Below are 18566 nucleotides of genomic sequence, written 5' to 3' on the forward strand. Positions count from 1 at the left end.
TGGTCAAGCGCTCATAAAGGCATCCGCACATGCTCAAGGTGACCGACTTCGATCTCCGACTGTTGCGTATCTTCAAGGCGGTCACGGATTGCGGCGGGTTCTCCGCGGCCGAATCCACGCTCGACATGAATCTCTCGACCATCAGTACCCACATGACCGACCTGGAAGCGCGCGTGGGCATACGGCTGTGCGAGCGCGGGCGCCGGGGATTCCAGTTGACGGCCGAAGGACGGGCGCTCTACCAATCCGTCTCGACGCTGTTGGACTGCGTGGAGGACTTCCGCGCGAATGTCGGGGCCCTGCGCGGGCAAATCGGCGGCGAGCTGGCAGTCGGCATCGTGGACAACACGATTACGGACGCACGCATGCACGTGGCCGAGGCAATTCGTGCAGTCAAGCTGCGCGGTGGCGACCTCCACATCAAACTGCAGATTCAGTCGCCAAGTGAAATTGAAGAAGCGGTTCAGGAGCGCAGGCTACATGTCGGTATCGGCCCGTTTCGCAACGCACTTCCTGGCTTGGACTACAAGCCGCTCTATCGCGAAGATCTCTATCTGTATTGCGGCAGAGGGCACGCGCTGTTCGATTCGGCCCCGCTCGACATTGCGCTGGAGGCTCTTGGCTCGCTCGACTATGTCGCGCGAGGATATATGCGCGAAACCAAGGAAGTAGGCGGCCCGGTTAGCTTCAAGGCCACAGCTACCGTCCACCATATGGAAGCCGTCGCGACCCTGATACTGTCGGGGCGATTCATTGGGTACCTGCCGAAGCACTACGCCAGGCAGTGGGCCGACAACGACTTGATGCGTGCGCTGCGTCCGGACGTTCTGAGCCACGTTGCCGAATTCAGTCTCGTGACCCGCAAGGACCGCCAGCCCACCATTGCCTCGCAAATGTTCATCGATGCACTGCTTGCTCACGCCGTCTGAATTCGATCGCCATCGGGTGGCCGGCGACCGCGCGTCTCGGATGACGACTTAATAACCCGCAGGCGCAACAAACCCGCCGAATTCAGCCTCCATCAATTGAGCCAGTTTGAGCGGCGTGCGATCCTCCAGAAACGGCCCGACGATCTGCACACCGATCGGCAGCCCCTGCGACGATACACCGATCGGAACGGACGTGGCCGGCAGTCCGGCAAGCGTGGCAACGCCGGGCCACACGAGTTGGCGGCCATAGGGATGGGGTTCGCCGTCGATCCATATCCGCCGCGCAGCTCTGTCCGAGTGATCGTGCGGGAAGGCGGTCGTGGGCGAGACGGGGCAGATCAGCGCATCGAACCCCTTGAAAAATTCGCGCCATTGCGCACGCAGTTTGGCACGGGCATGGTTGGCGACGATCCAGTCGCGATGGCTCAGCGCCGCCCCACGAACCTGCTCGGCCTCCAGGCCGGCGGCATCTTCGGGCAATGCCGCCGCCTGCTTCTGAAGATCGGCGTAGACCTGTGCTGGCCAGTTTGCGGCCAGCACAGACATCAGCAACCGCATGTAGAGCCGCGCGCTATCGCCAAGATCGGGGAGCAGTTCACTTTCCTGAGCGACGCGAACGCCGGCCGCCCCGAGGCGTTCGGCAAGCTTGCCGATCATGGTTCGCACAGCGCTGTCGGTCGGCAGGATCGGATGGGTGTCCAGAACCAGCACGCGAAAGTCGCTCAGCCGCTCGTGCCGCGGCGCCGGGAGATCGAGCCGGTAGGCAACCCCCGCGTCGATTTCGTCGGGTCCGGCCATGACGTCGAACAGGAGCATCAAGTCCGAGGCACAACGCGCCATCGGACCGACGACCGCGAGATCGATCGCATCCGGCAAGGGAGCGAGGCTCGGCGGGATATGCCCGCGTGCCGGCACGACGCCGAGCGTCGGCTTGTGGGCGTATACGCCGCAGAAATGCGCCGGGATGCGCAGCGACCCGCCAAGATCGGAGCCGAGCGCGAGCGGCGCGTAGCCAGCGGCGAGCGCGGCGGCCGACCCGCCCGAGGAGCCGCCGGGAGAGCGACTGACGTCGAACGGATTATTGGTCGTCCCATAAATGTCGTTGTAGCTCTGCCAGTCCCCAAGGCCCAACGGAACGTTCGTTTTACCCAGCACGATGCCGCCGGCGGCCTTGACGCGCGAAACCGTCAAGGCGTCCTGCGGCGCAACGAAATTCCTGTGTTGCGGAAAGCCCCATGTGGTCGGCAGGCCCGCGACGTTGAAGGATTCCTTGACGAGCAGTGGAATGCCCAGCAGCGGCCGCTGCTCGCCCGCCGCCAACGCGCGATCGGCCGCACGTGCGGCGACGCGCGAGCGCTCGTAATCGCGCACGCACACGGCATTGAGTTTGGGCTCGAGTCGTTCGATGCGGGCAATGGCCGATTCCGCAAGTTCGCAAGCCGATACCTGCCTGGCCGACAGCGCGACGGCCAGCTCTCGGACAGATTTGTATTCCCATTCGATGTCCGTCATGCGCGACGATCTCCGATGTCAATGCCATGCGCCCCAGCTGGCGCCCCTGGGTTTCTTTCGCACCGCCCTTCCCGGCCGTCGGGTCGGACATATTGCGGGAACGGCCAATGCCTCGATCACGGATGCACTTTCTCGTGTCGCGCCAGCATGAGCACGAACTGTGAAATTTTCCGGGCCCGGGTTTCCGCTTTTTTGACGGTTTGAATCCTGAAAAGCACAGCGTACCGATTCCGACTGTCGAGCGTCTCGAAGAAATCTTTCGCGCGCGGATTCCTGTCGAGCTCCGCCTGAAAATCGGCCGGCACAGTCGCCCGGCTGGACGAGTCATAGGCGGCGTCCCAGCGCCCGTCGCTCTTCGCACACTCGATCGCCGCGAGCCCGGCCGGCGTCATGGCGCCCGTCTCGATCAACGCCAACGCCCTGGCCTTGTTGATTTTCGACCAAATGCTTTGGTCCGAGCGCCGGGTAAATTTCTGCAGCCAGAATTGCTCGCTGTGAGATTTCTTTTGCCCATCGATCCACCCGAAGCAAAGCGCGATTTCGATCGCCTCCTCGTATGAGACGGACGATGCTTCGGCTCGCTTCCTGGCGAGCTGAAGCCATACGCCGGGGGATGTGGCGTGATGTTCGCTCAGCCAGACCGACCAGTCCTGTTGCCGCTCGAAGTGATGGATCGGCAATTGTGTAGTGGGCTTGGGGCGAGGCGTCATGCGTTGCTCCCGGGGGCGTCTATTTTATGAATAGCGGCAGGCGGGCCGCTTTTGACAGCCACGTCGTGCGCCCGCCTCGCAGCGCACTCGCGCCTCAGCAGGGCTGCAACACATTGATCACCCGGCTGGCCAGCAACGGCTTGGTATTGCGGCCGTATTCCGCCATGTGAGCCGAGGCCGCGTGCGCTCTCAACGCGTCGCCGCTTTCCCAGCACTCGATGATGACGAAGGTGTCGTCGCCCAGCGGTGTCTGGATCGCGCCGAAGTTCGGTACGTCGGCGACCGCCTCGTAGCGGATGCATCCCTGCTCGGCGAGCACCGCCGGGCGGTTTTTGTTGAACAGCGCGAGCACCGCGTCGCGCTGGCCGGGCAGAGCTGTGATAGTGGCAATGACGTGAATCATCCGGGCATTCTCCGTGGCAGGTCAGGTGTTCAATTCTCGCATCGCATCATAGCCCTGTTCGGCAAGACTGGCAGCCGGCTCATCGCTCGGCACGTCAGCGCTGCGCGGCAAGCGCCCGGATGCGTCGGGTAACCTCCGGGTCGAGCGGCGTATAGACGATCATGTTCAGGTCCGGGCGGCCGTCGACGGCGAATGCGGAGTACTCCAATTCGATTTGTCCAAGCATCGGATGCACCAAGCGCTTGACGCCGTCGCCGTTGCCCGAACTCCACACTTCGTTTTCCTGCCATAGGGCGTCGAACTCGGGGCTCATGCCGCGCAGCTCGGCCACCAGCTCAGCGGCCTCCGAGGTCAGGCCGGCGCGAGCCACGTCGGCTCGAAACGCACCGACCACGAAGCGTGCGATGCTGTCCCAATCGTGCTGTTGCGCGCGTACCGCAGGGTTGCGAAACAGAAAATGGAGAATGTTGCGCTGACCGGGCGGCAGCGCGTCGTAGTCGGTGAGCACGACCGCCGCCGCGCGGTTCCACGCAACGACGTCCCAGGTCGCCGTCTTGATGATGGCCGGGCTCGCCTCGAGCGAATCGAGCAGCCGCTGCAACCGTGGGCTGACGCCGTCGACGCGCCGGTAGCGGACTTCAGGCGGTCGCCCCAGCCCCAGCATGAACAGGTGCTCGCGCTCGGCGTCGGTGAGCATCAGCGCGCCGGCGATGCGCTCCAGCACTTCGGCCGACGGCCCGCCGCCGCGCCCCTGCTCGAGCCAGGTGTACCAGGTCGGACTGATGTTGGCGCGCTGCGCCACCTCTTCGCGGCGCAGCCCCGGCGTGCGCCGACGCCCGGAAAACCCGAAGCTTGCCGGGTCCAGGCGGGTGCGGCGGCTTTTCAGAAAGTCGCCCAGCGATTTGGCCGTGCTCACTGCCATGGTGATCCTGTTAGTCGTTTTACTAGGATAAGGTCACTACTTTAACGGGATAACCAAGGAGCGGATAGTGTTCGGGTGAACACCCTGGAGATTTCACTATGCGTATTTTCTTGACGGGCGCAACCGGCTTCATTGGTTCGACCCTTGTTCCCGAACTCATCGCCGCGGGTCATCAGGTGCTTGGCATGGCCCGTTCCGAGGCAGGCGCGCAGGCGCTGATCGATGCGGGCGCCGAGGTGCATCGCGGCACGCTCGAGGACCCGGAAAGCCTGCGCCGGGGGGCCGCGCAGGCCGACGGGGTGATCCACACGGCGTTCGATCACGATTTCTCGAAGTTCGTCGAGAACTGCGAAAAGGACAAGCGCGCAATCGCCGCGCTCGGCGCCGCGCTGGCCGGCTCCGACCGGCCGCTGGTGATCACCTCGGGTACCGGCATGGGCAGCGGCGAGCACGGCGAGCCGGCCAGCGAAGACGTGTTCAACCCCAACCACCCCAATCCCCGTGCGGCTTCCGAGCTGGCCGGCCAGGCCTTGCTGGAGGACGGCATCAATGTATCGGTGGTACGGCTGCCGCAGGTACACAACGTGTTCAGGCAAGGGCTCATCACGCCCCTGGTCGGTATCGCGCGCGACAAGGGCGTGGTCGCCTATGTGGGTGACGGCGATAACCGCTGGCCGGCCGGCCATGTGGTCGACGCCGCCCGCCTGTACCGGCTCGCCATCGAGGCGCGCGAGCCCGGCGCGCGTTATCACGCGGTCGGCGAAGAAGGCGTGCGCAGCCGGGAAATCGCCGAGGCGCTCGGCCGGGGCCTGGGTCTGCCGGTCGTGTCGATCGCGCCGGAAGAAGCCCCGGCGCATTTCGGCTGGATGGCGATGTTCGTCGGACTCGACATGCCGGCGTCCAGCACCCTGACCCAGGCGCGCCTGGGTTGGCGGCCGAGCGGGCCGACGCTGATCGCCGATCTCGACGAAGGGCGTTTCGCCGGCTAGATCGGTTGGCGACAAAGCGCGGCCAGCGCGCGCCCAGGGCACCGGCTTCGCCTTGGCGCGCCCCTACTCGTCGAGCTGCGCGGGACTGATGGGTTTGTGGCTGACCTGGGTCGACAGCACGATGGCGCTCGAGGTCGAGCCGAACGCGTTGAGCTCTTCGATGATGCGCTGCAAATGCAGCACGTCGGTGGCAAGCACGCGCAATACCGCGCAATCGTCGCCGGTCACGGTGTGGCACTCGACGATCTCGGGCCGCGCCTTCGCGAACGCCTCGTACGGCCGCCCGGCCTGAGCCCGGATCCGGATCACCGCGTCGATGGTGTAGCCAAGTTTGGCCGGATCGACGATGGCGCGATAGCCGGCGATGACGCCCTGTGCTTCGAGCCGCTTGATGCGCTCGGACACGGCGGGTTGGCTCAGGTGCACGCGCCGGCCGATTTCCGCGTGCGAGGCGCGCGCGTCCTGCTGCAAAAGCGCGAGAATTTTGCGGTCGTGCTGGTCCACTTTGATATTCATGGAAATTCTCGAATAAATCGAATGAATCACATGGCTTTCGTGCGAATTGGCTTTGAACGCCCATTAAAAAATGCGCGATTTGCCGATACATTACAGGAATATTCCTCTATCGCGCGAGTCACGCCATGCCCCTGAAAATCTGGTTGATCTTCGTTATGACCACCGGTCTCGTGTGCTTCACGCCGGGCGTCGCGGCACTGCTGGTGATCGCGCAAGGCATCTCGCACGGCATGCGCCGCAGCTACTGGGCGATTGCAGGTATTGCGCTGGCCAATTCCATCTATTTCGCGCTATCGGCGACCGGCCTGTCGGCGCTGATCGTCGCCAGTCACGAGGCGTTCGCCGCGGTGAAATGGGCCGGCGTCGCCTACCTCATTTACCTCGGTGTGCGCGCGCTGCTCAACCGCTCGAGCGCGCTGAGCATCCGCACGTCCGGGGTCACCTCGCTCAGCGGGCCGCGCGCGTTGGCCCAGGGTCTGATGGTGGAGCTGGCCAACCCGAAGGCACTGCTGTTCTTTCTGGCGCTGCTGCCGCAATTCGTCGACGTGCACCAGTCGATCTGGCTGCAGATGCTGATCTTCGGCCTGACGACCTTCCTGCTGGATCTCTGCTCGTATTCGTTCTATGCGTGGCTGGGTGCGAAAAGCCAGGGGATCGTCACCGACCGGCGCTGGGCCGGCGCGGCCGGCCGCGCCGCCGGGGTGGTGCTGATTGCCGCCGGCGTGTTGACGGCGTTTGCGAAGGCTTGAGACGTGCCTGGCGCGTCCGTCCAGCATGGTGAGCGCAGCCAGATCCCGGGAGTGAGGTGTGCTATTGCGGCCACACCATGTCGCCCTTGACCACCTTCGCACCCAGCGCAAGCCAATCGGTCTCGGGCAAGCCGGGATAAGCGGCCTCCATCGCACCGATCAATGCTTTCGCGTCGGGGGCCTTGGTGAGTTCCTGATCAAAGCGCTGGAGATACTGCTTGGTAAAGACAACCGCGCCGACACCGTCCGGACGTGCGCCGAGATAGTGTCCAGGTATCACTCGCAACGGGTGCAGCGCCAGGATCGAGTCGAGCGTAGCAATCCAGTCGGCACGAGCCTGAACCGTCTGCGTATCGGCCACCCAGACGTGCGTGCCGCTGAAGACCACGGCGCCGCCGGCCACCGTGCGCAGGCTCGGAATATAGACATAACTGCGCGCCGGCGTGGGGCCGTCCAGCCCTTCGATCAGGATGCTCCGGCCGTCGAGCATCAACCGGTTGCCGTTGAGCGCGGTCGGCACGATGAGCGTTTTGGGCGCGTTCTTTCCAATGATCGGGCTCCAGTAGCGCAGTTTGCGGTCTTTCAATATGCGAATCGCGGCGACGGTCTCGGGTGTCGCCAGGATTGGCGCATGCGGAAAGGCCCGGCTCAGAACACTCAGGCCGAAGTAGTAATCCGGATCGCTATGACTGATGTAGATCGCTTGCAGATGCCGGTGCGTGGCGCGAATCATACGCACCAGGCGGCGCGCATCGTTGGTCTGGAACTGCGCGTCGATCAGGATTGCATCGCGTGGTCCGGTGACGATCTCGGACGACACCGGGAAGATCGATTTCGTGCCGGGGTTATAGACGGTAATCGACAGCGGCGCCTTGGTGGCGGCAGCGCTGGCGGGGCCGGCGATCAGGCCGAATGCGACGGCGGCCAACGCCAATGCGCGAGTGATTTTCAGTGGCATTCGGGTGTCTCCAGTGGTTTTATTGATCGAGGCGGAACGCCGCCCCACAGACCATACGAGTGACAGGTCAGGTCGACAAGGTCGCGCCTTGCGTTTTAACTGTCCCGGATTTCGATATTGCGCAGAACGCGTCACGCGATGTGTCGAACGCCTCACGTTGTGGGGTATGTCCCGCGTTGACAGTTTTGCTGGCGCGATGTTAACGTCGACGCCGAAATTCGGCACTCGATCCGGTCAACCCGCGACATAGCCAACAACGCGCAGTCGCTTCGATCATCCTCGAGCGCCAGTCAATGCCGCAGTGGAGCATCGCTTGGCCTTACCCATTCTTCCTTACGTGCCGCAGTCGGCGTCCGCCGTATCTATCGAGGTGCAACGCCTGGCCCAGGATCACGTCATGCGCACCATGGCGCCGCACGGCCATATGTTTTTCGAGTTGATTGTCGTCATCGCCGGGAACGGCAGGCATATCGTCGACGGCCTCGATCACGAAGCGCTTGCGGGAACGGTTTTCGTGTTGCCGCCCGGGTCGATTCATGATCTGCGCAGTTTTGCCAGCGCGGACGGATGGGCGATCCTGTTCCAGACGGATAGCGTTGATCCAGACAGCCCTCATGGTTTGGCCCCGATCGATAATCTGCCGGTCGGATTGCTGTTCGATCTGTTTCGCCAACCGGTATTGCAGATGCTGCGCCCCATACAACTCGATGCACTCAGCTTGGCGCAGGTCACCGGCCTCATCGGCCGCATGCATGACGAATTGAACGGGCGGCAAGAAGGGTATGTCCACGCCGCGCGCGCTGCGCTGCAACTGCTGCTGGTAACCCTGGCGCGCAACGCGCCATGGCTAGGTGCGGGGGCGCCAAACACTATGCAACAGGCAGATCTGGTTTCGACGGTATTTGCCGACATCGACCGCCACTTTCGCGGCGCCTCCCTGCTGAGTCAGGCATCGTCCCGACTGGGCTTCAGTGGCGGCTACTTGACGACAAAATTACGCCGCCTCACCGGACGCACCTATGGGGAATGGGTTATCGAGCGACGCATGATCGAGGCCCGGCGCCTGCTGGCCACGACGCAAATGAGCGTGGCGGATATCGCCCAAGCGCTCGGCTATGCGGAGGTCGAGTCGTTCATCAGGCGTTTTCGCCTGCACCATGAATTCACACCATCGGCCTGGCGGGAACGCTCCCGGACACCGACACCGCGCGAAAGCGAAATTCGGACAGTCAAAACATAACCCTGGACCTGTTGATCTCTTGCCCTGACGCCTAGCATCGGTGGTGCGGTAAAACCCAGGAGACAAGAATGGTCAACGTAGCGGTAGTCTATTTCAGTGGTTACGGGCACACGGCCCGGCAGGCAGCAGCAGTCATGGAGGGAATTCAATCGGTTACCGACGCACATGTGACCGGCATCGTCGTCGACAGCGACGGATTGATCAAGGACAACGCCTGGCACGAATTGCAGGAAGCCGATGCGATCGTCTTCGGCTGCCCGACCTACATGGGGTGCGTACCGTGGCAGTTCAAGCGCTTTGCCGATGCCAGCAGCAAGGCGTGGGCAGCGCAAGGCTGGCGCGACAAGCTCGCGGCCGGGTTCACCAACTCCGGCTCGATGAACGGCGACAAGCATTCGACGCTGAGCTACCTTTTTACGCTTTCGATGCAGCATGCAATGCTCTGGGTCGGAACGGGCCTGATGTCGGCCAACAAGAAAGCGTCCGGTCGAGACGACATCAATTACCTTGGCGCCTTCGCTGGCGCCATGGCGCAATCGCCGGCCGACGCTTCGCCGGACGAAGCTCCCGGCCCGGGCGATCTGCACACGGCGCACCTGTTCGGGCAACGCATCGCCCAGGTTGCCAGCCGGTGGTGCGCCTGCTGACACATCCAGTTTCCGTCGGTCGCCAGACCGCCCCCGCGCGCCCGGACGGCACTCCCGTGAATCCTCAGTGCCATTGGCAGGTGCGCCACGGGGCAAGAGCGCCACGTGGGCGGGAAGAGTCACGCATACAGCGTTTTGATCGCATGTGAGGAATACTCGACGAAGACTCCGTCTGACGGGGGGATTCCATATTTCATATTGCGCCGTTGTTTAGACCAGCACCGAAAATAACATTAAGGAATCCATGCAATGAATCGAAAGATCAAGATCGCGATCGCAGCAGGCATGATCGCCGTGAGTGCGTTTGGCATTTCGTCATCGTTTGCCAAAACCAATCCCTGGCCGCCCACCACCGCAGGCAAGCCGACGCCCATCATTCCCGGCATGCCGCCCGCGCTGGCAACCCACCTCGCGAATTTCGACGACCTGGACTTTCACGTGTATACCCAGCAGCGCTGGCTGGACCTGCACAAGAGCCACGCGGCAAACATCGTTGTTCATTACCCGGATGGTCACATCACGAAAGGCATTCCCGACCACATCAAGGAACTGAAATTCATGTGGACCTTTGCCCCCGATAATCGCATTACTGAGCATACGGTGAGATTCGGTACCGCCGACGGTCGCTGGACAGCGGTCATGGGCTACCTCGACGGCACCTTCACAAAGCCCATGGTGCTCGCCGACGGCAAGGTCATACAGCCGACCGGAAAGCGCTACCACCTGCCGATGGCGACGCTGGGGCATTGGAACAACCATGGAACGATGGACGAGGAGTATTTGTTTTGGGACACCGCAACGTTGATGAAGCAGATCGGCGTCAGCAACTAACGGCTCCGGCTTCGGCTCGTCCAGCCGCGGTTATCGCCGGACCGGGGCGGCCCTCGTAGGCACCCCGCCCCTATCCCCTACCCCCCGCAGGCAGTTTGCTCGCTAACATCTTGCGCCGGTCCGGCCTGCGGCCGTCGACGATGAAGGCGCCGACGCCCATCACGTTGTCGAGCAAGTCGACGGAGGGAATCGCGGTCACGCATTCGCGACGCTTGCGCAGCGCCACGTAGGAGTAATTCCACTTGCCGGTCGTGATGGCGAACACCGGCGTGAAATCCATCACCACGGTCCACGAGATCGTCATGATGTTGTCTTGCCCGCCATCGTGCGTGGTCACGAGAATCACGGATCCTGATTGACGGCTCTGGGGGCCACCCCGTAAGCAGATTCCACGTCTGCGATGCACCGACTCGGCACGCATAGCGCCACTGCGCGCACCGGCTTCGTGCGTCCACCTGATCGCAGTGGTGCGTGACCCCGCGCGCTGCCGGCCATGCCGGCATGCCTGAGCGCGCCGCCGCCCCGCCAACGCAGGCCGAGCGCCCGTCCTGGTGACATTGGCACGCCTCTTGCTCATCACCCCAGTTGATTACAGCCGCTTGAATGCAGATCAACCTACTTGAATTCAATGAAAGGGGAATAACCGTGGGCATTAAGAAGCTTTCGAAGGTTATGGGACTCGCAGCGCTCAGTTGGTCATTGCTGGGGGGGTCGGCGTTCGCGAAGGACGTCGTCAAGATCGCGTTCATTGGACCGCTGACCGGCGGTGTGTCGTCGGTCGGCCTGGGCGGCCGCGACTCCGCAGACCTCGCCGTACGCCTGCGCAATGCGAACCCAAAGTCCAAATATCAGTATCAACTGGTAGCGTTCGACAGCGAATGCAAACCGAACATTGGCGTGCAGGTCGCGACGCAGGCCGCATCGGACGAAAGCATCGTTGCCGGCGTGACGAATTTCTGTTCGGCCGTGGCGATGGCGAGCGTGGACGTGTACCACCGCTTCCACCTGCCGATCATGGTGTGGGGCGCCGTGCTTCCTGATGTCACCTACGGCAACAACTACAAGGAAGTTCACCGCATTAACGGCACCATGATCAATCAGAACGATGTTGCCGCAAAGTTCATGACGGGTCTCGGCTACAGGAAGTTCGTGATCATTCACGACACGACCGACTACGGCAATGGCCATGACAAATACTTCAGCGCCGCGCTGACCAAGGACGGCGGCAAGATTCTCGCCGACATTGGCGTATCGGCCGACCAGCAGGACTTTACGACGGAATTGACCAAAATCCGCGAGCTGAAACCCCAGGTCGTGTATTTCGGCGGGTTGACGCCGGTCGGCGTACGCATTCGCACGCAGATGGAAAAGCTCGGCATCAAGGCACAGTTCGAAGGCACCTCGGGCATCAAGTCCGACGCTTACATCAGCGGCGTCGGCCCGGCCTTGGCCGAAGGCTCGTTGTCGTTTCTCGAAGGCGCACCCACCGATAAGCTGCCGGGCGGCGCCTATTTCCTCGCCAAGTACAACGCCCAGAAATACGCCGAACCGCCGGAAGCTTATGGCGCATTTGCGTTCGCCGCGACCAACCTGATCATCGATGCCGTCGAGAAAGACGGCCCGAACCGCAACAAGGTGCGCAACACGCTGAACAAGACGGCGAACGCCGATACCATCATCGGCAAAGTCACATTCGACGATCATCGCCAGAACATCGTGCCGCTCATTACCAAGTACGTCGTGCAGGACGGCAAGTGGGTGGTCTGGGAGGACAGCCAGTACGCGAAGGGCCAACGCAAGCTGAAGGGTCTCTGACCTGCTGAGCCGCGCGGCGCTGCCTACGCGCCGCGCGCCTGGATGATCTGCTCGATGAGGTAATGATGAACGCGTTAGGGCAGTACTTAGTCAACGGGCTAATGCTCGGCATGGTCTACGCCATGGTCGCGGTCGGTTTCACCCTGTTTTTCGGCGTGCTCGACGTGATTCAATTTTCACACGGCGACGTGTTGATGGTCGGTGCGTTCGCCGGCCTGGCCGCGTCGCTTGGCGTTTCGGCGCTCGGCATTGGTTCGCCGTGGCTGCAACTGGTGGCGGTGGTGGCGTGCGCCACCATCCTGACCGGACTGTTGGGCGCGGCCATCGCTCGCTTCCTGATTCTGCCGCTGCATCGGGCGCCACCGCTCAATACCCTGCTGGCAACCTTGATGCTCGGCTCGGTACTGCGCGAATGCGTGCGCCTGTTCTATCCGGATGGCGCCAATCCGAACACGTTTCCGGCGCTGCTGCCCGGGTCGTCGGTACAGCTCGGCGGCTTTGCGCTGCGCGTCGATAACATCATTCTGCTGCTCGCCGGACTCGCCGTGATCGTCGGCTTGCATCTGCTGATTACGCGGACTCGGCTGGGCCTGTCGATTCGCGCCGTCGCGCAGGACGGCGAAACCGCACGGCTGATGGGCATCAACTTCGGCGCAGTGGTACTGCTGACGTTCGGCCTGGGTTCGGCCATCGCCGCGCTGGCCGGCGTAATGAATGGTCTCTATTACAACGAGATCAACTTCAACGAAGGGCTGCTGCTTGGCGTCATCGGATTCTCGGCGGCCATTCTGGGCGGTCTAGGCAACATCTACGGCGCCATTCTCGGCGGCTTCCTGTTCGCGGGTCTCGAAGTGCTCGGGAGTGCCGCGCTGCCGACCCTGGTGCCCGACATTCCCAGCGCCTACAAGGACGTATTCGCGTTTGCTGTGGTCATCGTGCTGATGACCTGGAAGCCGACCGGACTGATTGCTGAACAAATGAGTGAGCGAGTATGAGCACGATGCCCCCCTCCCACGCGGGCAGCCGCGGCAGCGTTGCCCTGCAGATCGCGCTGGCCGTTGTCATGACCGCCTATCTATGGCTGTTCCTGCAGGCCAAGTCGCAAATCGAGGTGTGCGTACTGCTGGCGCTGGCGGCCGCCGCAGTGTTTGCCGCGAGCCGCTTCGGCCTCACCCGGCGCATCGAGGCCGCGTCGCGCGCGAGCCCCGGAGCCGGGCCGTGGTGCGCGCTGCTCGCCACGCTGGCACTGATAGCCGCGTTCTACGATGTGCACTATGTGCTGCTGCTGATCTGCACCGTGTTGCTCTTCTCGACAGCCTGCCTCGGCCTGACAGTGCAGTTCGGTTACGTCGGCATCGCGAATTTTGCCGGCGCCGCATTTTTCGGCATCGGCAGCTATACGATCGCCGTGCTGGCGGCCCGCACCGGCATATCGCACCTGTTGCTGATCTTGCTCAGCGGCGTGGTGTCGGCCGCGATCGGCTCGATCCTGATTCTGCCGGTCCTGCGTACGCGCGGCCATTATGCGGCGCTGGTGACGATCGCATTCGGCGTGCTGTTCCACACATTCGTCGAGGTCAACAACGTGCTGGGCGGTCCGCAGGGGCTGCGCCTGCCCGGCATCGCGACATTCGGTTATGCGTTCAACGACGGGTTCGAACTGTTCGACCAGGATGTCTCCTTCTACGTCCCCTACGCACTGCTCAGCCTCGTGATCTTCGGCGCGGCGTATATCACGATCAAGCGGCTCGAGCGATCCTGGATCGGCTTGAGCATGGATGTCGTACGCACCGACGAGACGGCCGCTGCGGCCTTCGGGATTCATATTGCGCGCTGGAAAGTGGTCGCCTTCATGCTCGGCAATTTTCTGGCTGGCGTAGCCGGCAGCGTGTACGGAATGATGATCGGTTTCGTGTCGCCCGACAATTTCACCTTCAGCGATTCGCTGCTGCTGGTGTCGATCGCGGTCCTCGGCGGCCTGGGCAATCCACTCGGCCTGGTGCCGGCCGCCTTCATCGTTCTGGTGCTGCCGCAGAAGCTGCAGTTTATCCAGGAGTACCGCTTCCTGTTCTACGCGGCGGTCGTGATCGCGATTCTGCTGTTCCGCAATGACGGACTGTTGCCGCGCCGGACCCGCCAATTCTTCAATAACGAGGCGTCGCGATGAGCGCAAACTCCCCTCTGGTGCAAGCGCAGGACGTGACCATGCGCTTTGGCGGGCTGACCGCGCTGGATAACCTCTCGCTCGATATCCACGCGGGCGAAGTGCTGGGCCTGCTCGGGCCGAACGGCTCGGGCAAGACCACCTTCTTTAATGTACTCACGGGTATCTACAAGGCGAGTGCCGGCGCGATCCGCTTCCAGGACAAGCTCATGACCGGCCTGAGCCCGCAGGAGATTTACCGCGCGGGAATCTCCCGTACGTTTCAACGCTCGCGCCTGTCGTTGCCGCTGACCGTATTCGACAACATCGTCATAGGCGACTATCAGCACCTGCGGCACGATCTGTTTTTCAACCTGTTCCGGCGCGCGGCGTTTCGGGCCGAATATGAGCAAGCCGTCGAACGGGTGCGCCAACTGCTGGCGATTTTCAGCCCGCCGCTGCTCGAACGGTTGTTCGAGCCGGTCGGCACCTTCTCGATGATCGACCGGCGCCGCATCGAGGTCTGCCGCGCGCTGATGAGCGGCCCGCAACTGCTGTTGCTGGACGAGCCGTCGGCCGGCATGACGCACGACGAAACCCATGAACTGATGGACGATATTCTCGAAGTGCGCGGCAAGCTGCGCAACTTGACCATCGTACTGATCGAACACGAAATGAACGTCATCGAGCGCGTCACCGAGCGCTGCATCGTATTCAGCTACGGCAGGAAAATCGCCGACGGCGACTTCGCGCGGATCACCGCTGATCCCCTGGTGCAAACCGCCTATCTCGGGGAGGCCGCATGAGCCATCTGCAGATCCGTAATCTGCGCACGGGCTACGACAAGGTGGACGTGCTCCACGATATTTCAATCGACGTCGCGCCCGGCAAGATCACCTGCATTCTGGGAGCCAACGGCGCGGGCAAGAGTACGTTGATCCGGGCAATCCTCGGCTTGACGCCGCCGCGTGCGGGCCAAGTGCTGTGGGACGACACCGATCTGTGCGGCGAGAAGACCCATCGCATCATTGCCAGAGGCATCGCCTGCATTCCGGAGGGGCGCAAGGTGTTTCCCCGCATGAGCGTCGAGGAGAATCTCATGCTCGGCGCCTATCTCGAGAAGGGCGGTGCCCAGGTACGCGAGCGCATCGAGCGCGTCTACGGCATCTTTCCGCGCCTGCGCGAACGTGCGCGCCAGCTCGCCGGCACGATGTCGGGCGGCGAACAGGCGATGGTGTCGATCGGCCGGGGCCTGATGGCCGCGCCCCGGCTGCTGCTGATCGACGAGCCATCGCTGGGGCTCTCGCCGCTGTTCGTCAAGGAGAACTTCAAGGTCATCAAGCAGATCAACGAGCTCGGCACCACGGTGCTGCTCGTCGAACAGAACGCTCACCAGACGCTGGCGATTTCGCACTACGGCTACGTGTTGTCGCAAGGGCGCGTGGTGGCCTGCGGCACGGCGCAGCAGTTGACCGAAAATAACGAAGTGCGCGCGGCCTACTTCGCCTGAGCGCGCGGGCATGGGAAAAACCATATGACTGACATGCTGGCATTGAGCGTACGCGAACTCGCGCGTCGGGTAGCACAACACGCTTTGAGCGCCGAGGCGATCGTGCGCGCGTATCTCCAACAGATCGAGGCGCAAGAGCCCGTGTTGCACGCTTGGCAATATGTCGACGCGGCGCTGGCGCTCGCGCAGGCCCGCCGCATCGACGCGGCGGGTGCTGGCGGGCTGCTTGCCGGCGTGCCGGTCGCCGTCAAGGACATGATGGACACCGCCGATATGCCAAGCGGTTACGGCTCGCCGATCTACGCGGCACACCGGCCCGTGACCGATGCGGCGGCGGTGGCCGCGGTGCGCGCCGCGGGCGGGATCGTGCTGGGCAAGACGGTAACGACCGAATTCGCGACCTTCCAGCCCGGGCCGACCGTCAACCCTCGCTCGCCCGATCTGAGCGCACCGCACACGCCAGGCGGTTCGTCGAGCGGCTCGGCCGCCGCCGTGGCAGCCCGCATGGCGGCGGTCGCGTTCGGCACCCAGACTGCGGCGTCGATCGTGCGCCCGGCCTCGTTCTGCGGCATCGTCGGCTACAAGCCGACCTTCGGCACGCTGTCAAGCGCCGGGGTCAAACCGCTGGCACCGAGCCTCGATACGCTCGGCGTGCTGACCCGGCGCGTCGATGACGCGGCTTTTTTCGTGGGGGTTCTCGCGCAGCGCGAGTTCGCCATTGAAACAGCCAGCACGCTGCGCGTCGGCATCTGCCCGACGCCATACTGGGATGCCGCGACGCCGGCCAGCCGGCAGACGCTGATCGATGCGGCGGGTTTGCTCGAGACAACCGGCGCCAAGATCGCCGACGCGGTGCTGCCGCACGCTTGCGACGATCTTGCCGAGGTGCAAGCCGCGATCATGGGCTACGAAGCATCGCTGGCCTATACGCCCGAGTGCCGCACGCACCTGAGCGATCTGAGCCAGCCGTTTCGCGAAGTGCTGGCCGCAGGCGCGGCGCTGGGCGGTGCGCGCTACGCGGCCTTGCAACGCCAGGCCGAGCAGGGTCGCCATGCGCTCGCGGCGCTGTTCGACCGGTTCGACGTGCTGCTGGCGCCGAGCGCGGCCGGCGAAGCGCCGGCGGGGCTGGCTTCCACCGGGGATCCGCTGTTCAGCCGCATGTGGACCCTGCTTGGCAACCCTTGCGTGAACGTGCCGGTCGGTCACGGCCCCGCCGGGCTGCCGATCGGCGTAACCGTGATTGGCCCGCGCTGGCGCGACGAGGCCGCGTTATCGGCCGCCGCGCGGCTCGAACAGGCCCTGGGCGCGGGCTGATGTGCCGCGCCCCGATTCCCTCAATTCAATAAACACAATCTCAGGCAATCACGATATGAGCAGTACCGACGTCAGTCACATAGCGGCCGATGCAGCGGCGCACGCACAGGATGCCGTCGCCAGCGGTCGCCTCAACGAAGCCATCGAAGCGTTGGCCGCGTTCGGCGGACGCAGCGACGGCGGTGTCTCCCGCGAAACATTGACCCCGCTGGATTTGCAGGCGCGACGCCATTTGATCGAGCGCGCCCGCGCGCTCGGCTGCGAGGTTCGTGTCGACGCGTGCGGTAATTTGTTTTTTCGGCGCGCAGGGCAGCAAGCGGACTTGCCGCCGGTGCTCACCGGCAGCCATATCGACACCCAACCGGTGGGCGGCAAACTCGATGGCGCCTACGGCGTGATCGCGGGGCTCGAGGTTATCCAGGCGTTGAACGATGCCTCCGTCGCCACCCGGCGTCCGGTCGAGGTGGTGGTTTGGACCAATGAGGAGGGGGCGCGCTTCGGACCCGGGGCCATGGGCTCGAGCGCATTCGCCAAGCCCGAGCGCCTGACCGGTTATCGTACCTCGCGCGACGCCGCAGGCGTCACCTTCGGCGCTGCGCTCGACGCCGCGCTGGCACAGGTCGGCGATGTCAACAGTTGCCCGCTCGGCCACCCGGTCCACGCATGCGTCGAATTGCACATCGAGCAGGGGCCTGTGCTCGAGGCGGCCAATGTCCCGCTGGGCGTCGTGACCGGCATCCAGGGCGTGCGGTGGTTCAGCGTCAAGATCTTGGGGGCTGCTGCGCACGCGGGCACGACGCCCATGGAGGTACGGCGCGACGCGATGCGCGCGGCAATGGCGCTGGCCAATCGGTTGTACGCATGCGCCGATGCGGCGCGCGCTCAAGGGTTGCGCATGACGCTCGGCCGGTGGCGGGTCGACCCGAATTCGATCAATACGATTGCCGGCGACGTGGAATTCACGGTCGACGCGCGCTGCGTCGACGAAGCGGTGCTGGCCGGCTTCGAAGCCTCGCTAAGGGATGCCGTGACCAATCTCGATGCGTCCGACGGCTATGCCGCCCAGGTGCAGAGCCTGTTTGCACGCGGCATGACGCGCTTCCCACCGGAGATGGCCGCCCTCATCGAACGCGGCTGCGCCCGTGCGGCCGCCAATGCGGGCGAGCAAGCGCCGATAAGGCTCACATCCGGCGCCTTCCACGACGCAATGTACGTCGCGGACGTATGTCCGACCGCGATGATTTTTGTGCCGAGCCGCGCGGGCATCAGTCATAATGCTGCCGAGTATACGGAGCCCCGCCAGCTTTATCTGGGCGCAAAGGCACTGGCCTATGCCGTGACCGAACTGGCTTGCCGGTAACCTCTCGAGCCAGTCCCA

The 18566-nt window shown here is 63.6% G+C and carries 20 protein-coding genes; 13 read left to right on the forward strand and 7 right to left on the reverse strand.

Features of this window, described 5'->3' with window-relative positions; all coding sequences use genetic code 11:
- Window positions 1-29: 29 nt before the first annotated feature.
- Window positions 30-929: a LysR family transcriptional regulator gene (locus PATSB16_RS17410; RefSeq protein WP_047215313.1), complete on the forward strand. Its 900-nt coding sequence runs from the start codon at window positions 30-32 to the stop codon at window positions 927-929.
- A gap of 48 nt (window positions 930-977) precedes the next feature.
- On the opposite strand, the gene PATSB16_RS17415 is transcribed toward PATSB16_RS17410, so the two are convergent.
- The 4 genes from PATSB16_RS17415 to PATSB16_RS17430 form a co-directional block, all read right to left on the reverse strand.
- A complete protein-coding gene (locus tag PATSB16_RS17415; protein ID WP_047215315.1) occupies window positions 978-2441 on the reverse strand; it encodes an amidase in 1464 nt (487 codons plus the stop codon).
- A 116-nt stretch (window positions 2442-2557) separates the two neighbouring features.
- A complete protein-coding gene (locus PATSB16_RS17420; protein WP_052892733.1) occupies window positions 2558-3151 on the reverse strand; it encodes a YdeI/OmpD-associated family protein in 594 nt (197 codons plus the stop codon).
- A gap of 94 nt (window positions 3152-3245) precedes the next feature.
- Window positions 3246-3554, reverse strand: coding sequence for a putative quinol monooxygenase (locus PATSB16_RS17425; RefSeq protein WP_047215317.1), 309 nt, complete (start codon window positions 3552-3554; stop codon window positions 3246-3248).
- Window positions 3555-3648: 94 nt separating this feature from the next.
- Window positions 3649-4476 (reverse strand): helix-turn-helix transcriptional regulator, encoded by an 828-nt coding sequence (locus PATSB16_RS17430; RefSeq protein WP_047215319.1) that lies wholly within the window; start codon window positions 4474-4476, stop codon window positions 3649-3651.
- Window positions 4477-4574: 98 nt separating this feature from the next.
- On the opposite strand from PATSB16_RS17430, the gene PATSB16_RS17435 reads away from it, so the two are divergent.
- A complete protein-coding gene (locus PATSB16_RS17435) occupies window positions 4575-5465 on the forward strand; it encodes an SDR family oxidoreductase (protein ID WP_047215320.1) in 891 nt (296 codons plus the stop codon).
- 63 nt (window positions 5466-5528) lie between these two features.
- Here the strand turns inward: PATSB16_RS17435 and PATSB16_RS17440 are convergent, their stop codons facing one another.
- A complete protein-coding gene (locus PATSB16_RS17440) occupies window positions 5529-5981 on the reverse strand; it encodes an Lrp/AsnC family transcriptional regulator (RefSeq protein ID WP_047215321.1) in 453 nt (150 codons plus the stop codon).
- A 125-nt stretch (window positions 5982-6106) separates the two neighbouring features.
- Here PATSB16_RS17440 and PATSB16_RS17445 point away from each other — a divergent pair, with 125 nt between their 5' ends.
- The gene (locus tag PATSB16_RS17445) at window positions 6107-6730 is read left to right on the forward strand and encodes a LysE family translocator (RefSeq protein ID WP_047215322.1); all 624 of its coding nucleotides are present in this window, start codon (window positions 6107-6109) and stop codon (window positions 6728-6730) included.
- Window positions 6731-6791: 61 nt separating this feature from the next.
- Here the strand turns inward: PATSB16_RS17445 and PATSB16_RS17450 are convergent, their stop codons facing one another.
- On the reverse strand, window positions 6792-7688 hold the full coding sequence (locus PATSB16_RS17450; protein ID WP_047215323.1) for an MBL fold metallo-hydrolase: 897 nt from the start codon (window positions 7686-7688) through the stop codon (window positions 6792-6794).
- Window positions 7689-8001: 313 nt separating this feature from the next.
- On the opposite strand from PATSB16_RS17450, the gene PATSB16_RS17455 reads away from it, so the two are divergent.
- The 3 genes from PATSB16_RS17455 to PATSB16_RS17465 all read left to right on the forward strand — a co-directional run bounded on the left by PATSB16_RS17455 (window position 8002) and on the right by PATSB16_RS17465 (window position 10406).
- On the forward strand, window positions 8002-8928 hold the full coding sequence (locus PATSB16_RS17455; RefSeq protein WP_052892734.1) for an AraC family transcriptional regulator: 927 nt from the start codon (window positions 8002-8004) through the stop codon (window positions 8926-8928).
- Window positions 8929-8996: 68 nt separating this feature from the next.
- Window positions 8997-9575 carry a flavodoxin family protein gene (locus PATSB16_RS17460; protein WP_047215324.1) on the forward strand — a complete coding sequence of 193 codons (579 nt, stop codon included), beginning with the start codon at window positions 8997-8999 and terminating at the stop codon, window positions 9573-9575.
- Window positions 9576-9824: 249 nt separating this feature from the next.
- Complete coding sequence (locus PATSB16_RS17465; protein ID WP_047215325.1) at window positions 9825-10406, forward strand: ester cyclase; 582 nt, start codon at window positions 9825-9827, stop codon at window positions 10404-10406.
- Between the two features lie 70 nt (window positions 10407-10476).
- Here PATSB16_RS17465 and PATSB16_RS17470 read toward each other — a convergent pair whose 3' ends face one another.
- Entirely contained in the window at window positions 10477-10983 is a 507-nt protein-coding gene (locus tag PATSB16_RS17470; RefSeq protein WP_418303871.1) for a flavin reductase, read from the reverse strand.
- 95 nt (window positions 10984-11078) lie between these two features.
- Between PATSB16_RS17470 and PATSB16_RS17475 the strand changes: the two genes are divergently transcribed.
- The 7 genes from PATSB16_RS17475 (at window position 11079) to PATSB16_RS17505 (ending at window position 18548) form a co-directional block, all read left to right on the forward strand.
- Window positions 11079-12221 carry a branched-chain amino acid ABC transporter substrate-binding protein gene (locus PATSB16_RS17475; RefSeq protein ID WP_047215326.1) on the forward strand — a complete coding sequence of 381 codons (1143 nt, stop codon included), beginning with the start codon at window positions 11079-11081 and terminating at the stop codon, window positions 12219-12221.
- A 65-nt stretch (window positions 12222-12286) separates the two neighbouring features.
- Window positions 12287-13216 (forward strand): branched-chain amino acid ABC transporter permease, encoded by a 930-nt coding sequence (locus tag PATSB16_RS17480; protein ID WP_047215327.1) that lies wholly within the window; start codon window positions 12287-12289, stop codon window positions 13214-13216.
- Window positions 13213-14388 (forward strand): branched-chain amino acid ABC transporter permease, encoded by a 1176-nt coding sequence (locus tag PATSB16_RS17485; protein WP_237170256.1) that lies wholly within the window; start codon window positions 13213-13215, stop codon window positions 14386-14388. The genes PATSB16_RS17480 and PATSB16_RS17485 overlap by 4 nt, the downstream gene beginning before the upstream one ends.
- Window positions 14385-15170, forward strand: a complete 786-nt coding sequence (locus PATSB16_RS17490) for an ABC transporter ATP-binding protein (protein ID WP_047215328.1) — start codon at window positions 14385-14387, stop codon at window positions 15168-15170. Before PATSB16_RS17485 ends, PATSB16_RS17490 begins: the two co-directional genes overlap by 4 nt.
- Window positions 15167-15874 carry an ABC transporter ATP-binding protein gene (locus PATSB16_RS17495; protein WP_047215329.1) on the forward strand — a complete coding sequence of 236 codons (708 nt, stop codon included), beginning with the start codon at window positions 15167-15169 and terminating at the stop codon, window positions 15872-15874. The genes PATSB16_RS17490 and PATSB16_RS17495 overlap by 4 nt, the downstream gene beginning before the upstream one ends.
- Window positions 15875-15898: 24 nt before the next feature.
- On the forward strand, window positions 15899-17188 hold the full coding sequence (locus PATSB16_RS17500) for an amidase (protein ID WP_047215330.1): 1290 nt from the start codon (window positions 15899-15901) through the stop codon (window positions 17186-17188).
- Between the two features lie 55 nt (window positions 17189-17243).
- Window positions 17244-18548 (forward strand): M20 family metallo-hydrolase, encoded by a 1305-nt coding sequence (locus tag PATSB16_RS17505; protein WP_047215331.1) that lies wholly within the window; start codon window positions 17244-17246, stop codon window positions 18546-18548.
- Window positions 18549-18566: the final 18 nt, after the last annotated feature.

Source organism: Pandoraea thiooxydans, assembly GCF_001931675.1.
GTDB lineage: Bacteria > Pseudomonadota > Gammaproteobacteria > Burkholderiales > Burkholderiaceae > Pandoraea > Pandoraea thiooxydans.

Bases quoted from the DNA above. Each gene is read 5' to 3' on its own strand.
- PATSB16_RS17410 (WP_047215313.1), top strand. From the start codon at position 30: ATGCTCAAGGTGACCGACTTCGATCTCCGACTGTTGCGTATCTTCAAG.
- PATSB16_RS17415 (WP_047215315.1), bottom strand. From the start codon at position 2,441: ATGACGGACATCGAATGGGAATACAAATCTGTCCGAGAGCTGGCCGTC.
- PATSB16_RS17420 (WP_052892733.1), bottom strand. From the start codon at position 3,151: ATGACGCCTCGCCCCAAGCCCACTACACAATTGCCGATCCATCACTTC.
- PATSB16_RS17425 (WP_047215317.1), bottom strand. From the start codon at position 3,554: ATGATTCACGTCATTGCCACTATCACAGCTCTGCCCGGCCAGCGCGAC.
- PATSB16_RS17430 (WP_047215319.1), bottom strand. From the start codon at position 4,476: ATGGCAGTGAGCACGGCCAAATCGCTGGGCGACTTTCTGAAAAGCCGC.
- PATSB16_RS17435 (WP_047215320.1), top strand. From the start codon at position 4,575: ATGCGTATTTTCTTGACGGGCGCAACCGGCTTCATTGGTTCGACCCTT.
- PATSB16_RS17440 (WP_047215321.1), bottom strand. From the start codon at position 5,981: ATGAATATCAAAGTGGACCAGCACGACCGCAAAATTCTCGCGCTTTTG.
- PATSB16_RS17445 (WP_047215322.1), top strand. From the start codon at position 6,107: ATGCCCCTGAAAATCTGGTTGATCTTCGTTATGACCACCGGTCTCGTG.
- PATSB16_RS17450 (WP_047215323.1), bottom strand. From the start codon at position 7,688: ATGCCACTGAAAATCACTCGCGCATTGGCGTTGGCCGCCGTCGCATTC.
- PATSB16_RS17460 (WP_047215324.1), top strand. From the start codon at position 8,997: ATGGTCAACGTAGCGGTAGTCTATTTCAGTGGTTACGGGCACACGGCC.
- PATSB16_RS17465 (WP_047215325.1), top strand. From the start codon at position 9,825: ATGAATCGAAAGATCAAGATCGCGATCGCAGCAGGCATGATCGCCGTG.
- PATSB16_RS17470 (WP_418303871.1), bottom strand. From the start codon at position 10,983: ATGAGCAAGAGGCGTGCCAATGTCACCAGGACGGGCGCTCGGCCTGCG.
- PATSB16_RS17475 (WP_047215326.1), top strand. From the start codon at position 11,079: ATGGGACTCGCAGCGCTCAGTTGGTCATTGCTGGGGGGGTCGGCGTTC.
- PATSB16_RS17480 (WP_047215327.1), top strand. From the start codon at position 12,287: ATGAACGCGTTAGGGCAGTACTTAGTCAACGGGCTAATGCTCGGCATG.
- PATSB16_RS17485 (WP_237170256.1), top strand. From the start codon at position 13,213: ATGAGCACGATGCCCCCCTCCCACGCGGGCAGCCGCGGCAGCGTTGCC.
- PATSB16_RS17490 (WP_047215328.1), top strand. From the start codon at position 14,385: ATGAGCGCAAACTCCCCTCTGGTGCAAGCGCAGGACGTGACCATGCGC.
- PATSB16_RS17495 (WP_047215329.1), top strand. From the start codon at position 15,167: ATGAGCCATCTGCAGATCCGTAATCTGCGCACGGGCTACGACAAGGTG.
- PATSB16_RS17500 (WP_047215330.1), top strand. From the start codon at position 15,899: ATGACTGACATGCTGGCATTGAGCGTACGCGAACTCGCGCGTCGGGTA.
- PATSB16_RS17505 (WP_047215331.1), top strand. From the start codon at position 17,244: ATGAGCAGTACCGACGTCAGTCACATAGCGGCCGATGCAGCGGCGCAC.